At 69.5% G+C, this 17,003-nt stretch carries 15 protein-coding genes; all 15 read left to right on the forward strand.

The window, feature by feature from the left end:
• Positions 1-7: 7 nt before the first annotated feature.
• The 15 genes from E6K79_06830 to E6K79_06900 all read left to right on the forward strand — a co-directional run bounded on the left by E6K79_06830 (position 8) and on the right by E6K79_06900 (position 16,995).
• On the forward strand, positions 8-1,123 hold the full coding sequence (locus E6K79_06830) for a glycosyltransferase family 4 protein (protein TMQ64744.1): 1,116 nt from the start codon (positions 8-10) through the stop codon (positions 1,121-1,123).
• Complete coding sequence (locus E6K79_06835) at positions 1,120-2,457, forward strand: glycosyltransferase family 4 protein (protein TMQ64745.1); 1,338 nt, start codon at positions 1,120-1,122, stop codon at positions 2,455-2,457. The genes E6K79_06830 and E6K79_06835 overlap by 4 nt, the downstream gene beginning before the upstream one ends.
• A 194-nt stretch (positions 2,458-2,651) precedes the next feature.
• The gene (gene mraZ, locus E6K79_06840) at positions 2,652-3,092 is read left to right on the forward strand and encodes a division/cell wall cluster transcriptional repressor MraZ (GenBank protein ID TMQ64746.1); all 441 of its coding nucleotides are present in this window, start codon (positions 2,652-2,654) and stop codon (positions 3,090-3,092) included.
• The gene (locus tag E6K79_06845; GenBank protein TMQ64747.1) at positions 3,089-3,541 is read left to right on the forward strand and encodes an STAS domain-containing protein; all 453 of its coding nucleotides are present in this window, start codon (positions 3,089-3,091) and stop codon (positions 3,539-3,541) included. Before mraZ ends, E6K79_06845 begins: the two co-directional genes overlap by 4 nt.
• Positions 3,542-3,551: 10 nt before the next feature.
• Entirely contained in the window at positions 3,552-4,469 is a 918-nt protein-coding gene (rsmH, locus tag E6K79_06850) for a 16S rRNA (cytosine(1402)-N(4))-methyltransferase RsmH (GenBank protein ID TMQ64748.1), read from the forward strand.
• Complete coding sequence (locus E6K79_06855) at positions 4,466-5,014, forward strand: hypothetical protein (GenBank protein ID TMQ64749.1); 549 nt, start codon at positions 4,466-4,468, stop codon at positions 5,012-5,014. Before rsmH ends, E6K79_06855 begins: the two co-directional genes overlap by 4 nt.
• A complete protein-coding gene (locus E6K79_06860; GenBank protein ID TMQ64750.1) occupies positions 5,011-7,107 on the forward strand; it encodes a PASTA domain-containing protein in 2,097 nt (698 codons plus the stop codon). Before E6K79_06855 ends, E6K79_06860 begins: the two co-directional genes overlap by 4 nt.
• Positions 7,074-8,597 (forward strand): UDP-N-acetylmuramoyl-L-alanyl-D-glutamate--2,6-diaminopimelate ligase, encoded by a 1,524-nt coding sequence (locus E6K79_06865; protein ID TMQ64751.1) that lies wholly within the window; start codon positions 7,074-7,076, stop codon positions 8,595-8,597. Before E6K79_06860 ends, E6K79_06865 begins: the two co-directional genes overlap by 34 nt.
• Positions 8,594-10,015, forward strand: a complete 1,422-nt coding sequence (locus tag E6K79_06870) for a UDP-N-acetylmuramoyl-tripeptide--D-alanyl-D-alanine ligase (GenBank protein ID TMQ64752.1) — start codon at positions 8,594-8,596, stop codon at positions 10,013-10,015. Before E6K79_06865 ends, E6K79_06870 begins: the two co-directional genes overlap by 4 nt.
• Entirely contained in the window at positions 10,015-11,103 is a 1,089-nt protein-coding gene (locus E6K79_06875; GenBank protein TMQ64753.1) for a phospho-N-acetylmuramoyl-pentapeptide-transferase, read from the forward strand. Before E6K79_06870 ends, E6K79_06875 begins: the two co-directional genes overlap by 1 nt.
• Positions 11,016-12,491: a UDP-N-acetylmuramoyl-L-alanine--D-glutamate ligase gene (gene murD / locus E6K79_06880; protein ID TMQ64754.1), complete on the forward strand. Its 1,476-nt coding sequence runs from the start codon at positions 11,016-11,018 to the stop codon at positions 12,489-12,491. Before E6K79_06875 ends, murD begins: the two co-directional genes overlap by 88 nt.
• Positions 12,488-13,663 (forward strand): putative lipid II flippase FtsW, encoded by a 1,176-nt coding sequence (gene ftsW / locus E6K79_06885; GenBank protein TMQ64755.1) that lies wholly within the window; start codon positions 12,488-12,490, stop codon positions 13,661-13,663. The genes murD and ftsW overlap by 4 nt, the downstream gene beginning before the upstream one ends.
• Positions 13,566-14,801, forward strand: a complete 1,236-nt coding sequence (gene murG / locus E6K79_06890; GenBank protein TMQ64756.1) for an undecaprenyldiphospho-muramoylpentapeptide beta-N-acetylglucosaminyltransferase — start codon at positions 13,566-13,568, stop codon at positions 14,799-14,801. Before ftsW ends, murG begins: the two co-directional genes overlap by 98 nt.
• Positions 14,798-16,165 (forward strand): UDP-N-acetylmuramate--L-alanine ligase, encoded by a 1,368-nt coding sequence (locus E6K79_06895; protein ID TMQ64757.1) that lies wholly within the window; start codon positions 14,798-14,800, stop codon positions 16,163-16,165. Before murG ends, E6K79_06895 begins: the two co-directional genes overlap by 4 nt.
• Entirely contained in the window at positions 16,162-16,995 is an 834-nt protein-coding gene (locus E6K79_06900; protein ID TMQ64758.1) for an FtsQ-type POTRA domain-containing protein, read from the forward strand. Before E6K79_06895 ends, E6K79_06900 begins: the two co-directional genes overlap by 4 nt.
• Positions 16,996-17,003: the final 8 nt, after the last annotated feature.

Consider the following 17,003-nt stretch of genomic DNA (forward strand, 5'->3'; position numbering starts at 1 on the left):
GACGCCGGTGAGGATTCTCCTCCTCGCGCACGCCCCGGCGGTGCACACGCGGCGCTGGGCGCAGGGGCTTCGGGAGCGCGGTCACGAGCTTCGTCTGCTGACGGCGACCGAATCGGAGGTGCCGTCCGGCGTGCCCACGCGCGTCGTCGGTTGGCCCCTGCCGATCTCGGCGCTCCGCTACGCGAGCGCCCGCAAGGCGGTCCGGCAGGAACTTCGCGCGTTCCGTCCCGACGTGACCGTCGCGCACTTCCTGCCGAGCTACGGCTTCCTCGCCGCCCTGGCGGGGGCCACCCCGTGGATGCTCGTCTGCTGGGGCTCCGATCTGCTCCGGAACGCCACGCGCACGCCATTTCATCGCGCTCGGGCGCGCTGGACGCTCCGCAGCGCGCAATTGATCCACGTCGATGCCGGGAATCTCGAAGAAGCGGCGTTGCGCTTGGGTGCCGAGCCCGAGAAGGTCTGGAAGCGCGCGTGGGGCGTCAACGTCCGCGCGCTCGAGCCAAAGGAAGCCTGGGCCGCGCGTCGCGCCGGGTCCAGCGCGCTCCGCGTCCTCTGGACACGCCAGCTCGAGACGCTCTACGACCCCGCGACCTTCGTGCGCGCGCTCGGAATCCTGGGCCGGAAGGGCGTCGCCTTCCGCGCGACCATGGCCGGAGCCGGGCCGCTTCGCCCCGACCTTGAAGCACTCGCCCGACGCGAGGGAATCGCGGAGCAGGTCGTCTTCACCGGATGGGTCGAGGGCGAGAAGCTCCTCGCGCTCTATCGGGGCCACGATGCGTACGTTTCTCTCTCCCGGTCCGACTCGACATCGCAATCGCTCCTCGAGGGAATGGCCGCGGGCTTGGCGCCGGTGGTGACCGACATCGCCGGAAACCGGGAGTGGGTGACGCATCGGCGCGAGGGCCTGCTCGTGCCGGTCGGCGACGCGGAGGCGGTCGCCTGCGCGTTGGCCGAGATCGCGCGCGACGCGGCCACCGCCGGCGCCATGGCCGATCGCGCGCGGGCCGCCGTGACCTCCGGCGCGAGATTCGACGACACGCTCGCGGAGACGGAGGAGCGGCTCCGCGCGATCGCGGTCACCGCCGCAGGGCGGAACGGCGCGCTCCGCGGAGACCCCGCTTGAAACGGCTCCTCGTCCTCGCCTACTTCTTCCCGCCGATCGGCGGCGGCGGGTGCCAGCGTTCCCTGAAGCTCGTCCGCTACCTGGACCCGCTGGGCTGGACCTCGACTGTCGTGACCGCGCGCGATCCCGACTACTGGATCCTCGATCCCACGCTGCTCGAGGAGGTCCCCAACTCGACCGAAGTGATCCGCGCACGCGGGATGACGTCCCATCGTTTGCTCCGGCTCCTCGCGGGCGGGGGCGTGGCGGTCGAGCGGCGGCAGGGCGGGCGCGACCCGCGCTCGTTTCAAGCATTGAGGAAGCTTCAGTCGTGGCTCCTCATCCCGGACGGATATCTGCCGTGGGCGCGGGAGGCGGAGCGAGCCGCGGCCCGGCGCATCGAGGCGGGAGGCGTGGATGCGATCTGGACCACGTCGTCCCCGGAGAGCGCCCATCTGGCGGGGAAGGGTCTCAAGCGGCGCTTCGGCCTCCCGTGGATCGCGGACTTCCGCGATCCCTGGGTCGGGCGCGTAACGTACGCGCCGCCGACGCCGTGGCACGACGGGCGTCACCGCGCGCTCGAGCGCGCGGTCGTCGAAGCGGCCGACCGAGTCACGCTCGTGAGCGAGGCGATGGTCGCTCTGTACCAGGGGCGATATCCCGGCCTTCCGCCGGAGCGCTTCGTCTACGTTCCGAACGGCGTCGATTCGGACGACTGGCGCCGGGTCGACCGGCTGACGCCCACGGCCGCGTCGATCGAAGAGGAGAATCGCGACCGCGGGAGGCTCGTCCTCCTGCACGCAGGGCAGCTCGCGCATCGTCCCACGGCACGCACGCTGCTCGGGGCCGTGCGGCGGGTGATCGAAGCGGATCCCTCGGCCGAGGAATGGATCAGGCTCCGGTTCCTCGGTGGGAACGAGGAGCTTCTCCCGGACGATCTCGAAGACCTTCAAGGGATCGTCGAGCTCGAGCCATCCCGGCCGCACCTCGAGGCCCTCGCCGCCATGAAACGGGCCGGGGCGCTCGTCCTGCTTGGGCACGGCGGAGAAGCCGATGCGCTCCTCTACACCGGCAAAATCTACGAATACCTGACAAGCGGGCGCCCCGTGCTCGGGATACTGGACCCCGGCCCGGGCGCCGACCTACTCCGGGCATCGGGCGCGGGTCCAGTTTGCTCGGCCCGCGACGAGGGGGCCACCGCCGAGGCGATCGGACGCCTGTTCTCCGAGTGGCGCCGCGGCGGGGGTCTCTCCTCCGCGCCGCCCCGGCCGCAGGCCCCGGAATGGGAGCGAAGCGCCGTCGCGGCGCGGGTCGCAGGGCTCCTCTCCGGCCTCGATTCACACCCCCGCAACTAGACTTTCCCCACCTCTCCTCAAAATCCCGTAACTCATTACATAACACCATCATATTTTTGTAAAAAAGCCTGGAATCCGCCTTGACACCCCTTGGGTGCGGACGTACGATGCGGCGCGTGGTGAATTGTGGGACGAAGTGGGGAACGCTTCGATCCCCATAGGCGGGACGTTCGGGGGGCATCAAGGGATCTGGGATGGCGACGTTCCGCGGCAGTTACAAGCATTCCATTGATCACAAGGGGCGGGTGAGCATCCCTGCTCGCTTCCGGCGCCTCTTGTCGGGAGACGCGAGCGAGACGTTCGTGGTCCTCCGCGGTCTCGACGCTTGCGTCTCCCTCTTCCCGGCGGACGAGTTCAAGCGGCTCGAGGATCGACTCCGCTCCCGCTCATTCAGCGATCCAACCCATCGCCGCTACCAGCGCCATATGCTCCTCGACTCGCGCGATGAAACGCTCGACGCGCAGGGCCGCGTCGCGATTCCGCCGAGCCTCATCGCGCACGCCGCGCTGAAAAAGGAAGTGCTGGTGAACGGCGTGCTCGATCACATCGAAATCTGGAGTCCGGAAGAGTTCGAGAAATACATGGCCTCCTCGGACCGCACGTACGAGGACATGGCCGGAGAGCTTCTCCTGTGACGCGCGCGACGATCGATTCGCGAGCGGCGGGCGCGGCGGATCGACCCACCTATCAGTGGGAGGCCGCGCGCGGCGGCGCGCTCAAGCTCCGACTCTTCGGCAGCCTCGGGCGCCGGGAGCTCACGCGCGTCGTCGACGCGATGGTCGAGTCCGGAGGCTCTCCGCGCGACTCCCTTCGCATCGACTTCGAAGACGTGAGCCATCTGGATTACCGGGGTCTCTCGGAATTCACGTTGGCGCTCCAGCGCCTGCGCGATCGGGGAGCCTCGATCTGGTTTGTCGGGCTGAATCCGTACCTGCGCGCGCTCTTCCATGTGGCCGGCCAGGCGCCGGCTCTGAGCCGTCTCGAATGGCGCGCGACCGACTTCGAATCTGCGAGCTTCGCCCGCAGCCCCGCCGGAATTCCGGGGGCCGCCCGGGCGGAAGCCTGGGGCAAGACCAGGTACTAGGGGATCGCCGATGCCGGGTCACGTCCCGGTACTGAGGCAGGAGGCCGTGCGGCTGCTGGTGACCGACCCTGGGGGAACGTATTTGGACGCGACCCTGGGGTTGGGCGGCCACAGCCGCGAAATCGTGGCGGCGTTGGGAGGGGAGGAGGCTAGGGTCATCGCAATGGATTGCGATCCGGCGGCGGTCGAGCGCGCTCGCGCGAATCCGCCGGCGCCGCCACACCGATTCACCGCCGTCCGCGGGCGGTTCTCCGAGATCGATCAGGTTCTCGGGGGGCTCGGCATCACGGGCGTGCATGGCCTGCTGGCCGATCTCGGCATCTCCTCGGACCAGCTGGACGATCCGGCGCGGGGTCTCTCCTTCGCCCAGGATGGCCCGCTCGACATGCGCCTCGATCCGTCGCTCCCGATGACGGCGGACGCGTGGATCCGGGGAACGGACGACCGCGCCCTCGAGGCGGCCCTCCAATCGTACGGGGAGCTGCCCCGGGCCCGCGCCGCGACGCGCGCGATCCGACGCGCGGCGTCCGAGCACCATCCGCTCACGACGCGCACGCTTCGAGAGGCGCTCCAGCCGATCTATCCCGGTCCATCGCGGCCCCGCCGGATCGCGCAGGCCTTCCAGGCGCTCCGGATCGCCGTGAACCACGAGCTCGAGGAGCTCTCCGCGCTGCTCGAGATCGCGGCGCGCGTCGTTCTGCCCGGCGGCACGCTCTGCGTCATCGCCTATCACTCGCTCGAAGACCGAATGGTGAAAACCGCCATCCGCCCGCCGCGCCCCATGGACGCGTGGGTGGAGCCGACCCCGTCGCCGTGGGTGCCGTTGACCCCGCGGCCGATCCGCCCCTCGGTTGAAGAAGTCCGCTTGAACCCGCGTGCCTCGAGCGCGCGCCTTCGAGCGGCACGGAGAAAGGAGACTGGTTCGTGAGCGTAGCCAGCAACATTCTCGAGATTGTGACCCCCGGCGGAGCGATTTCCGGACGGTCGGGAGGCGCCCCGGCGCGCGCTTCCGCGAGGGCCGATTCCGGCCGCGTCTACCTGAGGCGTTACTCGGTGCAGGCGCCGCGGCCCCGGTACGGCAAGCTGCTCCTCGCGCTCTTCGTGCTGGGCTCGCTCCTCTTCTCCAAGGTCTGGGAGAGCACCATCACGAATTCCCTCTCGATGGAGCGGGAGCGGCTGCGGAGGGAAGTGCGGGGCCTCGAGAACCGGATCCGTCTCTCGTCGGAGCTCCGCGACCAGGCGGCGCTGCGCGAGGGAATCGATTCCCAGACGCTGCGCGCGCAGGGATTCGTCGCCCCCGATCCGGCGCGGATCATCGAGATCGATCTGGATCAGGCGATCCCGCGCGCCGTTTCGCGACCCGGAGTGGTCGACCGGCTCGGCGCGTTCTTCCGGCGAATTCACAAGGGCCGACCCGCGCCGCTTGACGCGGACGTCACGGCCGTGCCGGTGCGGGCGGCGGTGGGTCGATGAGCCCGCGCGATCTTCGTCGTCTCCGCCTCATCGCGGTTCTCGGCATGGGCGCGTTCCTCTTTCTCTTCGCCCGCCTCGTCCAGATTCAATTGCTCGACCACGGCCGGTTCGCCCGGGCGGCGAGACAGCAGCAGACGCAGCGCGTGATCCTTGAGCCGGAGCGCGGCCGGATCTACGACCGTCACCTCCGCTCCCTCGCCGACAACGTCTCGTTGAGCCGGCTTTCGGTCCGTCCGAGCGACGTCAAGAACGCGGGCGCCACGCAGGCCTTCCTCGCGCAGGCGGCGGGGCCGGCGGCCGCGAGCCGCTTCCGCGCCGGCAAGGCGCGGCACGCGGCCTACGTGCGGCTCTCGCCGCACCTGACCCCCGAGCAGGAACTCGCGCTTCGCACCACGGCGCTGCCCGAGGGAGTGCACGTCGAGGAGGTGCCCAGCCGCGTCTACCCGCTCGATCTGGTGGCACGGCCCGTGGTCGGGCTCCTGGGCGGGGAAGGGCTGGGCCTCGAAGGGCTCGAGAAGATGTTCGATCGCGATCTCAGAGGAGGGAGCGGCTGGGCGACCCTCTTCAACGACAATCGGGGGATCACCTATCAGCTGCCGCAGAGCCTCGTGAAGCTTCCCGAGGCCGGCTCGAGCATCATCACGACGATCGATCTCGATGCGCAGTCGATCGCCGCGCTGAAGCTGCGCGAGGCGGTCGAGCGGACCGGCGCGAAGAGCGGCATGGCCGTCTTCGCCGATCCCAGGACCGGCGACATTCTCGCGATGGTGACCGTGGACGATCCGCGCCGGCCGGGCGGCGACGGACACCGGAACCGTCTGATCGCGGACCAGTACGAGCCCGGCTCCACGTTCAAGATCCTTGCAGGTTGCGCCGCGCTCGAGGGGCGTGTCTTTGCCCCATCCGATTCCTTCTGGGTCGAGCGCGGCGAAGGTGATTTCGGCGGGTTCACGATCCACGACTCTCATCCCGAGACCCGGTGGTACTCGGTGCGCAGCGCGACGGCGCTCTCGAGCAACGTCTGCTACGCGCGGATCGGTACCCGCCTTGGCGCGGCGACGCTCTACGACTTCGCCCGTCTTTTCGGATTCGGCCAGGCCACCCGCATCTCGCTGCCCGGAGAGGCGCCCGGCCAGATCCGGCATCCGGACCGGTGGTCGAAGCGCTCGCTCGCGACCATCTCGATCGGCCAGGAGGTCCTGGTCACGCCGATCCAGATGCTGATGGCCTACGCCGCGGTCGCGAACGGGGGCATCCTCCTCCGTCCCCGGATCGTCTCGGCGGTGGTCGACCCGGACGGCGAGCCGATACGGGAGGTCCCGATCGAGCAGGTCCGGCGCGTGATCTCATCGGAGACGGCGAGGACGTTCCGCTCGTTCCTGCGCGACGCGGTGACCCAGGGGACGGCCACGGAAGCGGCTCTGCCCTGGTGCGAGGTGGCCGGAAAGACCGGCACGGCCCAGAAGACCGTGGAGAACGAGCGCGGTTACGGGGTAGGTCGCTACATCTCTTCCTTCATCGGAATGGCCCCCGCTGCCGACCCGGTCGTGGTCGGGCTCATCATCCTGGACGAGCCCAGGGGCGCCTATTACGGCGGCTCCGTCGCGGCCCCGGTCTTCCGGGAAATCCTGGCCGCATGGGCGCTCCAGGGACGCGGACCGATCGCGCTCCCACCCTCCACCGTCGTACGGGTCGATGACGAGGCCCCGGCGGCCGACGCGGTGCCCGACGTACGCCTGCTCGAGCTGAGCCGGGCGCGGGAGGAGCTGGCCCGGGCCGGATACGGAATGCGCGTCGCCGGGATGGGCGCCGTCGGAGGGCGGGTCTCGACCCAGTTGCCCGAGGCTCGGACGGCGGCGCGACCCGGAACCGTGGTCGAGCTGACCCTCGCGGCGCTCGAAGAGGAGGATGCGGCGGTGCCCGATCTCCGCGGTCTCGCGCTTCGCCAGGCGCTCTCGCGGCTCAGCGCCGTGGCCATCGAGATCGGAAGAGTGCGGGGAAGCGGCGTGGTCGTCGATCAGACGCCCGCGCCGGGCGAGCCGGCGCGAAAGGGAACCAAGTGCTCGCTGGTCCTGTCTCCGCGGGGCACGTGATCGCCGCACCCGCAAAGGAGGTTGCCGCCGTGCCGGGGATCTTGGGAGCCGCGGAGGTCGTCGGGAGGCTCGCGGGCGGGTGGGAGCGGGTGCAGTACGACTCGCGCTCGGTCGGGAAGGGAGATCTCTTTGTCGCGGTGAAGGGCGGGCGCACGGACGGGCACGAGTTTCTGCGCGCGGCGGTAGAGAAGGGCGCGGCGGCCGCGGTGGTCGAGCGGCCGGCCGGAGAGCTTCCGATTCCTCAGATCCGCGTGCGGGACAGCCGGCGGGCACTGGCGCAGCTGGCGGCCGAGGAGACCGGGCATCCGTCGAAGGAGCTCGTGATGGTGGGCGTGACGGGAACCAACGGAAAGACGACGACGGCGCACCTGATCCGCGGGGGGCTGGCCGCCCGGGGCGATCGCGTCGGCGTGATCGGAACCGTCGGCTACTCGTTTGAAGGGGCGGAAGAACCCGCTCCGCACACGACGCCCGAGGCGCCGGAGCTTTCGCGGCTTCTGCGCCGCTGGCGCGATCGGGGAGCGACCGCGGTCGCGATGGAGGTCTCGTCGCACGCTTTGGCTTTGGACCGGACATACGGCGTGGCGTTCGACGCGGGAGTTTTCACGAACTTGACGCAAGATCATCTCGATTTCCACGGCACGCTCGAGGCATACCGCGACGCGAAGCTCAGGCTCTTCCGCGCGGAGACCCGAGGTGATCGCTCCAAACAGTTCATGGGGGTGGTGAACATGGACGATCCAGCCGGTCGCTGGATCCGGGAGCATGGAGATCAGCCGTTCCTGGGATTCAGCTCGAAGAGCGCAGCGGAGGTTAAGGCCGAAGACGTGCGGTTCGACCCGGCGGGCACGAGGTTCCGGATCGATACGGCGCACGGCTCTTTTTCGGTCGCCCTCCGCCTGCGCGGTGCTTTCAACGTGATGAACGCGCTCGCAGCATTCTCCGGCTGCATGGCCGTCGGCGCGCCGCCGGCGGCGATCGCCGCCGGGCTCGAGGCGGTCGTCTCCGTTCCGGGGCGGCTCGAGCCGGTCGAGTCGGGGCAGCCGTTCCAGGTGCTGGTCGACTACGCGCACACGCCCGACGCGCTGGAACGCTCGCTCGAGGCCGTGCGCGCGATGAGGCCGCGACGCGTCCTCTGCGTTTTCGGCGCCGGCGGCGACCGCGACCGCGGCAAACGGCCGCTCATGGGGAAGGCGGCGGTTAAAGGCGCCGATCTGGTGTTCCTGACGTCGGACAATCCGCGGAGCGAGGATCCCAACGCCATCCTCGCGGACATCGTGGCGGGGACGGAGGGCGCGACGAACGTGCGCGTCATCGCGGACCGCACCGAGGCGATCCGGGCCGCCGTGGAGGCGTGCCAGGCGGGGGACGTGCTCCTGATCGCCGGGAAGGGTCACGAGACGTACCAGGTATTGAGCGATCGGACCATCGTCCTGGACGACCGGGATCTGGCGCGGCGCGCGCTCGAGGCGAGGGGCTTTCGCCCGTGAGCAGGACCGGCAGCCCTTGGCTCAAGCTGTTCGACGTCCTCGAGGTGACCGGGGGACGTCTCTGGGATCCGATGCCCTCGGGAACCGAGCCGCACTTCTCTGGCTGCGCGATCGATAGCCGTGCGCTGGAGGGCGGGGAGCTCTTCATTCCCTTGCCCGGATCGCACGCCGACGGCCATGACTTCATCGCGGCGGCGTTGAAGGGCGCGGCGGGGGGCAGCTTGATCCGGGCCGGGAGGGCGTCGTCGGCCGAGTGGCCGCGCGCCGGCAAGCCGGTGATCGAGGTGAGGGATCCGCTCGCGGCCCTCCAGGCGCTGGGGCGGCACTGCCGGGACCGCGTTTCGATTCCCGTCGTCGCGGTGACCGGGTCGAACGGCAAGACGACCACCAAGGAGATGATCGCGGCCGTCCTCGGCACCGCGAGCAAAGTGCACAAGAACGTGGGAAACCTGAACAATCACATCGGCGTCCCGCTCACGCTCTGCCGGCTCCGCCCGGAGCACGAGGCGCTTGTCATCGAGCTCGGGATGAGCGCGCGCGGCGAGATCGAATTCCTCGCGACGCTCTGCCGGCCGACCGTGGGCGTCCTCACGAACGCCTCGGCGGCACACCTGGCGCAGCTGGGAACCGTGGAGGAGGTCGCGCGGGCGAAGAGCGAGCTCGCGGCGGCCATCGCTCCCGATGGGCTCCTGGTGCTGAACGCCGACGATCCACTTCTCTGGGAGATGAACCGGCGCCGCGCGGTCCCGATCCGGAGCTACGCCCTCGACAACGCCGAGGCGGACCTGAGGCCCACCCAGATCTCGACCACCGCGGTGGGGGGCACCCGATTCACGCTCCCCGACGGGACGGTCGTGTCGCTCTCGCTCCTGGGGCGCCACAACGCCCGGAACGCCCTGGCCGCGATCGCGGTCGGCGATCACCTCGGCGTTCCGCGCGATCGGGCCGCCGCCGCGCTCCATGCGCTGCGACCGACACGTCACCGCCTCGAGCTGATCGAGTCGAAGCGAGGGGTTTCGATCGTCGACGACGTGTATAACGCCAACCCCGCCTCGATGCGCGAAGCGCTCGCCCTCCTGGGATCGATGGAGACCGGCGGGGCGCGCCGCGCGGTGCTCGCGGACATGCTGGAGCTGGGCGTGGGCGCCGAGTCGCTCCACGAGGAGGTGGGGCGCCTGGTGCCGCCGGATTCGTGGCTCTACGTGGCCGGGACTTATGCGACCGCGGTCGAGCGCGGAGCGCGTGACGCGGGGCTTCCGGCGTCGCGCATCCGGCGTTTCGAGGACGTGCCCGAGATGGCGGCCGCGGTCTCGAAGGACGCGAAGCGCGGCGATCTCATTCTCGTGAAGGCGTCGCGCGGGATGCGCCTCGAGCGCGTCGTGCAAGCGCTCGAGCCTGGCTCGGCGGGGAAAGACTGATGTTCTACCACTTCCTCTATCCGCTCCACGAGTACTTCGCGCCGTTCAACGTTTTCCGGTACATCACGTTCCGCTCCGCCTACGCGCTCGCGACCGCGCTCCTGATCGCGCTGGTGCTCGGACGTCCGGTGATCGCCAAGCTCAAGAGCCTGGGCGTCGGGCAGAAGGTTCGCGACGATGGGCCGAAGACCCATCTTCCCAAAGCAGGCACCCCGACGATGGGAGGAGTCCTCATCGTCATCGCGATCACCATCTCGACCCTTCTCTGGGGGAATTGGGGCAACCGGAACGTCCTGATCGCCCTCGCCGCGACCCTCTGGATGGGCTCGGTCGGCTTCATCGACGACTACCTGCGCGTGATGCTCCATTACCGGAAGGGGCTCCTGGGCCGGTACAAGCTGGCGGGCCAGATCCTCTTGGGGATCGGGGTGTTCGTCGCGGTCTACTTCTACCCGGCGCACGGAATGATCGATCCGGGCGCGACGAACGTTCCGTTCCTGAAGCGCACGGTGATCGATTTCGGGTGGCTCTACCTTCCCTTCGTGATCCTGGTCATCACGGGCGCGTCGAACGCGGTGAATCTCGCCGACGGCCTGGATGGCCTCGCCGCGGGGATGACCGCATTCGCCGCGGTCGCGCTCGGCGGCATGTGCTACATCACCGGCCACGTCAAGTTCTCCGAGTACCTCCAAGTGCCGTACATCGCGGGCACGGGAGAGCTGACGGTCTTCTGCGCCGCCGTGGTCGGGGCCACGCTCGGCTTCCTCTGGTGGAATTGCAATCCGGCCGACGTCTTCATGGGGGACACCGGCTCGCTGTCGCTCGGCGCGGCCCTCGGTGCCGTGGCGGTCCTCATCAAGCGGGAGTTCCTGCTCGCGATCGTCGGCGCTGTTTTCGTGGCGGAGGCGCTCTCGGTCCTGATCCAGGTCTTCTCGTTCAAGGTCTGGGGGAAACGGGTCTTCAAGATGGCGCCGTTACACCATCACTTCGAGCTGTCGGGATGGAAGGAGCCGCGCGTGGTCGTCCGATTCTGGATCGCCGCCGCGCTCGCCGCCCTGGTCGGCTTGAGCACGCTGAAGCTGCAATGAACACCACCAAGAGCCCTCCCTGGTTCGCGGGACGGCGCGTCCTGGTGGTGGGCTTGGCGCGGAGCGGCACGGCCGCGGCGCGGCTGCTTCTCAAGTACGGAGCGAACGTGAGGGCGATCGACCGCCGGCGGCGGGATGAGATTTCGGGCGACGCGGCGGACCTCGAGCGCCGCGGCATGGAGGCACGTTACGCCACGATGGACCCGTCCGCGCTCGAAGGGCGGGACCTCGTCGTCGCGAGCCCCGGCGTGCCCGCGGACCTTCCGCTCTTCGTGGAAGCCGAGCGCCGTGGAATTCCGATCGCGCCCGAGATCGAGCTGGGATTCGCCGTGGCGAAGGCCCCTACGGTCGCGGTCACCGGCACGAACGGGAAGAGCACGACCGTGGAGCTCTTGGGCGCGATGGGCCGGAACGCGGGCCGGAAGACGGAGGTCTTGGGGAACATCGGGACCGCGCTCTCGGAGCGCGCGGAGGAGGTGCCCGAGGACGGGTTTCTGGTCGTCGAGGTCTCAAGCTTCCAGCTCGAGCTCTGCACGCGGTTCCGCCCGCGCGTGGGCGTGATCCTGAACGTCACGCCGGATCACCTGGACCGCCACGGCACGATCGACCGCTACGCCGAGATCAAGGTGAAGATGTTCGCGAATCAGACCGCGGAGGATTTCCGGGTCCAGCCGCTCGGCGACCCGCGGCTCACGCGGCTCCTCCAGCCGATGCGCTCCCACCCGATCTGGTTCGGGTTCGCCGATCCGACCGGAGACGGCGTCTGGGAGTCGGAGGGGTCGATCCGGTACCGCGTCGCGGGCCGCGAGGGAACGCTCATGCGCCGGGACGAGGCCTTGCTCCAGGGGCCGCACAACACCGAGAACCTCTGCGCCGCCACCGCGGCCGCGATGGCGCTGGGCGTGCCGGCGCGGGCGGTCGTGAAGACGCTCCGGGAATTTCGCGGCCTTCCGCACCGTCTGGCTCTGGTGGCGGAGGTCGAGGGGGTGCGCTACGTGAACGACTCGAAGGCGACGAACGTCGACGCGCTGCGCCGGGCGCTCGAGTCGTTCGATTCGCCCATCGTCCTGATCGCGGGGGGAAGGGACAAGGACGGCGACTTCGCGTCGATCGCGCCGCTCGTCCGCGAGCGGGTCCGCCAGGCCGTCTATGTCGGGGAGGCGACGTCGAAGCTCGAGCAGGCCTGGCCGCGTGTTCCCTCGGTGCGCGCGAAGACGCTGGAAGATGCGGTCCAGCTGGCCCGGACCCACGCGACGGCCGGAGGGGTGGTCCTCCTCTCTCCCGGCTGCGCGAGCTTCGACATGTTCCGGAATTTCGAAGAGCGGGGCGCCCGGTTCGAGGCCGCGGTCCTTGAGCTGAAGCGCTCGCTGACGAGGGCGAAACGATGAGCTTCGCGATCACGCCGCCGCGGCGCCTCGATCTCACGCTGCTCCTGCCGGTGGCCGCCCTCGTCGCGCTCGGCCTGGTGATGGTCTATTCCTCGAGCGCGTTTCTCGGCGCCGAGCGATACCAGTCGGAATATTTCTTCCTGAAGCGCCACGCGATCCGGATCGGGATCGGCCTCGTCGTGCTGCTCCTGGCGGCGCGCGTCGACTATCACGTCTACATGCGCCTGGCGCCGTGGGCCCTCGGCGCCTGCACGGCGCTCCTCGTCGTGCTCCTCGCCGTCGGCGGCGTGGGTGTCCGGGGCGCGAATCGCTGGCTCTCCTTCGCGGCCATGAACGTGCAGCCGACCGAGCTGGCGCGCATCGCGTGCGTGGCCTACTTGGCACGGCTCCTCGACCGCAAAGGGGAGCGCATGGCCTCGTTCAAGGACGGCGTTCTGCCCGCGGTCTTCGTGCTGGGCGGTCTTTCGCTCCTGATTCTCCTCCAGCCCAATCTGGGGAGCACCATCGCGCTTCTCGCCACCGGATTCCTGATGCTCCACCTCTCGGGCACCCGGTTTCGCCACCTGGGGTTTCTCCTCCTCGGAGGGATATTCCTGGCCTCGATCCAGGTCCTTCGCCATCCGTACATGATGGACCGCGTCGAGGCGTGGTGGGGTCTCTGGGGGAGCGGCTCGATCGACTCACTCGGCAAGAACTGGCAGCTCTCCCAGTCGATCATCGCGCTCGGCTCCGGCGGGCTCTTCGGCACCGGGCCCGGGCACGGGCTCCAGAAGGTCTTTTTCCTGCCCGACCCGCACACCGATTTCATCTACGCCGTGATCGGGGAGGAGCTGGGCCTCATCGGGACAGGCGCGGTCCTTCTCGCCTACGTGGTCCTCTTCCTTCGTGGCCTCAAGATCGCGGGCATGGCGCCCGACCGCTTCGGCTTCCTGCTCGCGGCCGGGCTGACCGTGAATCTCATCGTCTATGTCGCCATCAACGTCGCGGTGGTGACCGGCGTGGTGCCCACCACCGGTCTGCCGCTGCCTTTTCTGAGCTACGGGGGCTCGGCCCTCGTGGTGAACCTGGGGGTAACTGGTGTCCTCCTCAACATCGCAAGTCAGATGGAAACCGGCATTCGAACGACCTCGGTCGGAGGGAAGGCCGCGGTCCGGCGTGCGGGTGGACGATAGCGCGCGTTCCGTTCGCATCCTGATCGCGGCGGGTGGGACGGGCGGACACGTCTATCCCGGAATCGCCATCGCCGAGGAGTGGATGCGGATTCATCCCGATTCGACCGTCACCTTCGTGGGGACGGAACGGGGCGTCGAGGCGAAGGCCGTGCCCGCCGCGGGATTCGCGTTCCGCGCGATCGACGCGCGCGGGTTTCCCCGGCGGCCGGGGCTGGGCATGATTCGCGCGGCGTGGGGATTTGGGAAGAGCTTCGTTCAGGTGGCCGGGATCATCAAGGACGTCAAGCCGCACGCGGTCATCGCGACCGGCGGCTTCGTCAGCGGGCCGGTGGGCCTCTGGGCCCGCCTTCTCGGCATTCCCTTGGTGCTCCAGGAACAGAACTCGGTGCCCGGCGCGGCGAACCGCTGGCTCAGCCTCATCGCGAGCCAGGTGCACATCAGCTTCGTGGAGTCGCGGAACTACTTCCGTCGGAGGAACAACCTGAAGGTCTCGGGAAACCCGATTCGAAGCTCGCTTCTGCGCGGGGACCGGCAGAGCGCCTACGAGTGGCTCGGCCTCGACCCGTCGCGTCGGACACTCTTGGTGTTCGGCGGCAGCCGCGGCGCCTCCAGCATCAACCGGGCGCTCTCGGGAGCGCTGCCGCGTCTCTCGCGGGTGCCGCAGCTTCAGATCGTCTGGCAAACCGGCGCGGAGGATTTCGAAGCGAGCCGGGCCCGGGCCAAAGAGATTTCCATCCCGGTTCGTGCCTTCGCCTATCTCGACCAGATGGAGAAGGCCTACGCGGTCGCGGACCTGGCGGTCTGCCGCTCCGGGGCCATGACCATCACGGAGCTCACGGCGTGCGGCGTTCCGGCGATCCTGATTCCGTACCCCCACGCGGCGCGGGACCACCAGACGCAGAACGCGCGCGGCCTCGTCGAACGGGGCGCGGCGGAGATGATCGCGGACAAGGAGCTGACACCGGATAGTCTGGCCGACCAGATCGAGATCCTCTTCCGCGACGAGCAGCGGCTGCGGCGCATGGGCCGAAACGCGCGCGCCTTCTCGCGAACCAACGCCGCGGAGCGGATCGTTCGATCGATCGGGGAGCTGCCCGAGCTGAGTGCCGCGGGCTCCGAGTCCCCGAGCGGGGAATGAACGGACGAATTCGGAGGATCCATCTGATCGGAATCGGCGGGAGCGGGATGAGCGGGATCGCGGAGGTGCTTCTGAACCTGGGGTATGAGGTGTCCGGCTCGGACGTGAAGGAGGGCGAAGTCGTGGCCAGGCTCCGGGAGCTGGGCGCGCGCGTCGCGGTCTCCCACGACGCCACGCACGTCGAGGGGGTGGACGTCGTCGTCGCCTCGACGGCGATCGAGGAGTCGAACCCCGAGATCCAGCGCGCCCACCTGCTCGGCATCCCGGTGATTCCGCGGGCCGAGATGCTCGCCGAGCTGATGCGGATCAAGCACTCGGTCGCGGTCGCGGGGGCGCACGGAAAGACGACCACGACCTCGATGGTGGGCGAGATCCTCGCGCGCGGCGACCTGGACCCGACGGTGATCGTCGGCGGGCGCCTCATGGCGATCGGCGCCCACGCGCGTCTGGGACGCGGGCCGTACCTGGTCGCCGAGGCCGACGAGAGCGACGGCTCCTTCCTGCTTCTCTCGCCGACCATCGCGGTGATCACCAATATCGACGAGGAGCACCTCGATTTCTACAAGGGCTTGGAGGAGATCCGCGCGGCGTTCCTCCGCTTCGTCAACCGCGTGCCGTTCTACGGGACGGTCGTCCTCCCGATCGACGATCCGAACGCCGCCCTGATCCGCCACGACGTCAAGCGGCGCGTGCTGACTTACGGCTTCGGGACCGACGGCGACTTCGCGGGGAAGGACCTCGTGGTCGATTCCAAGGGCGTCCGGTTCCGGCTGGTCGCGCACGGTCGGGACGAGGGATCGATCGAGCTCAAGGTCGCCGGCGCGCACAACGCGAGGAACGCCCTCGCCGCGGCGGCGACAGCATGGGAGCTGGGCATCCCGTTCCCCACGATCCGCGCCGCGCTCCACGACTTCGCGGGCGTGGGCCGTCGTCTCGAGGTCCGCGGCGACGTATTGGGCGCGCTCTGGATCGACGACTACGGCCACCATCCCACGGAGATCGAGGCAGCGCTCCTCGCGCTCCAGGCCTCGTACGGCCGCCGGATCGTCGCCGTGTTCCAACCGCACCGCTACTCGCGCACGCAGGCGCTCCTCGATCGGTTCGCGCGGTGCTTCACGGGAGTGTCCGAGCTGGTGCTCCTCCCGATCTATCCCGCCGGGGAGAAGCCGATCGAGGGAGTCACCTCGGAGGCGCTGGCCGCCGCGGTGGAGGCGGCGGGCGGACCCCGCGTCCGTCGGGCCGCCTCGTTCGACGAGGCCGCGTGCCAGGTGGGGAAGGCGCTGAAGCGCGGAGATCTCCTCGTGACAATCGGCGCCGGCGACGTCTACCGGGTCGCCGAGATCGCCAGGGGGAAGAGTCGATGAGAGCCGGCTATCAAGAGCAGCCGACGTGGAAGAAGCCGGCGCGGCGGCGGCGGAATCGGAGAATCCTTCTGCTCGTCCTCGGCTCCGCGGCGGCCGCGCTCCTGCTTCCGCTTCTCGCGCGGCCGACGGCGCGCCTTCTGGGCGTTCTCCCCCCGTTTCGCGCGGGGGGCTTCGAGATCAGCGGCTATCTCTATCTCTCGCCCGAGGAGATCCGGGCTCAAATCCCGGTCCGCGAGGGAGCTTCCTTGTTCGGGATCGATCCCGCGAAAGTCGAGGCCGCGCTCCGGCTGCATCCGCGGATCGAGGACGCGCGGGTGACGCGAGCCCCGGGACGTCTCCGGGTGGAGATCCGGGAGCGCCGCACGTTCCTCCTCGTGAACGCCGGGACGCTCCTCGAGGTGGACGCCACCGGGACGATCCTCTCGCCGCTCGCGCGGGGCCTGGTCGCCGACCGGCCCGTCCTCTCGGGCGTGCCGTTTCCCACCGTGAAGCCGGGCGCGCACGTCACGAGCGCGCGCCTCGCCGACGTGCTGCGGCTCGTCTCGCTCCTCGAGGCCCCGGAGGTGGGGCTGGTCTCGGATATCTCGGAAATCATCTCGGAGGACCGGAACCGCGTGGTGCTTCGCACATCGCGCGATCAGATCCCGATCTATGTCGACCCGGAGCGCGTCACCTTGCCCGCCATGCGGGCCCTGGGCGCCGCGCTGCGGGACGTACGGGAACGCGACCGCCGTGTCCTCGCGGTCGACACGCGCTATCGGGATCAAGTCGTGGTGCGCTGCGCGCCGGGGGACAGCATGACCGTCGCGGCGCCGCGCTCGAAGGTCTAGGGAGGGCC

The sequence above is a fragment of the Candidatus Eisenbacteria bacterium genome (assembly GCA_005893305.1).
Taxonomy (GTDB): Bacteria; Eisenbacteria; RBG-16-71-46; order SZUA-252; family SZUA-252; genus WS-9.

Excerpts from the sequence above, each read along its gene's own strand:
- mraZ (TMQ64746.1), top strand. The coding sequence starts at position 2,652 with ATGGCGACGTTCCGCGGCAGTTACAAGCATTCCATTGATCACAAGGGG.
- rsmH (TMQ64748.1), top strand. The coding sequence starts at position 3,552 with ATGCCGGGTCACGTCCCGGTACTGAGGCAGGAGGCCGTGCGGCTGCTG.
- E6K79_06860 (TMQ64750.1), top strand. The coding sequence starts at position 5,011 with ATGAGCCCGCGCGATCTTCGTCGTCTCCGCCTCATCGCGGTTCTCGGC.
- E6K79_06875 (TMQ64753.1), top strand. The coding sequence starts at position 10,015 with ATGTTCTACCACTTCCTCTATCCGCTCCACGAGTACTTCGCGCCGTTC.
- murD (TMQ64754.1), top strand. The coding sequence starts at position 11,016 with ATGGAAGGAGCCGCGCGTGGTCGTCCGATTCTGGATCGCCGCCGCGCT.
- ftsW (TMQ64755.1), top strand. The coding sequence starts at position 12,488 with ATGAGCTTCGCGATCACGCCGCCGCGGCGCCTCGATCTCACGCTGCTC.
- E6K79_06895 (TMQ64757.1), top strand. The coding sequence starts at position 14,798 with ATGAACGGACGAATTCGGAGGATCCATCTGATCGGAATCGGCGGGAGC.
- E6K79_06900 (TMQ64758.1), top strand. The coding sequence starts at position 16,162 with ATGAGAGCCGGCTATCAAGAGCAGCCGACGTGGAAGAAGCCGGCGCGG.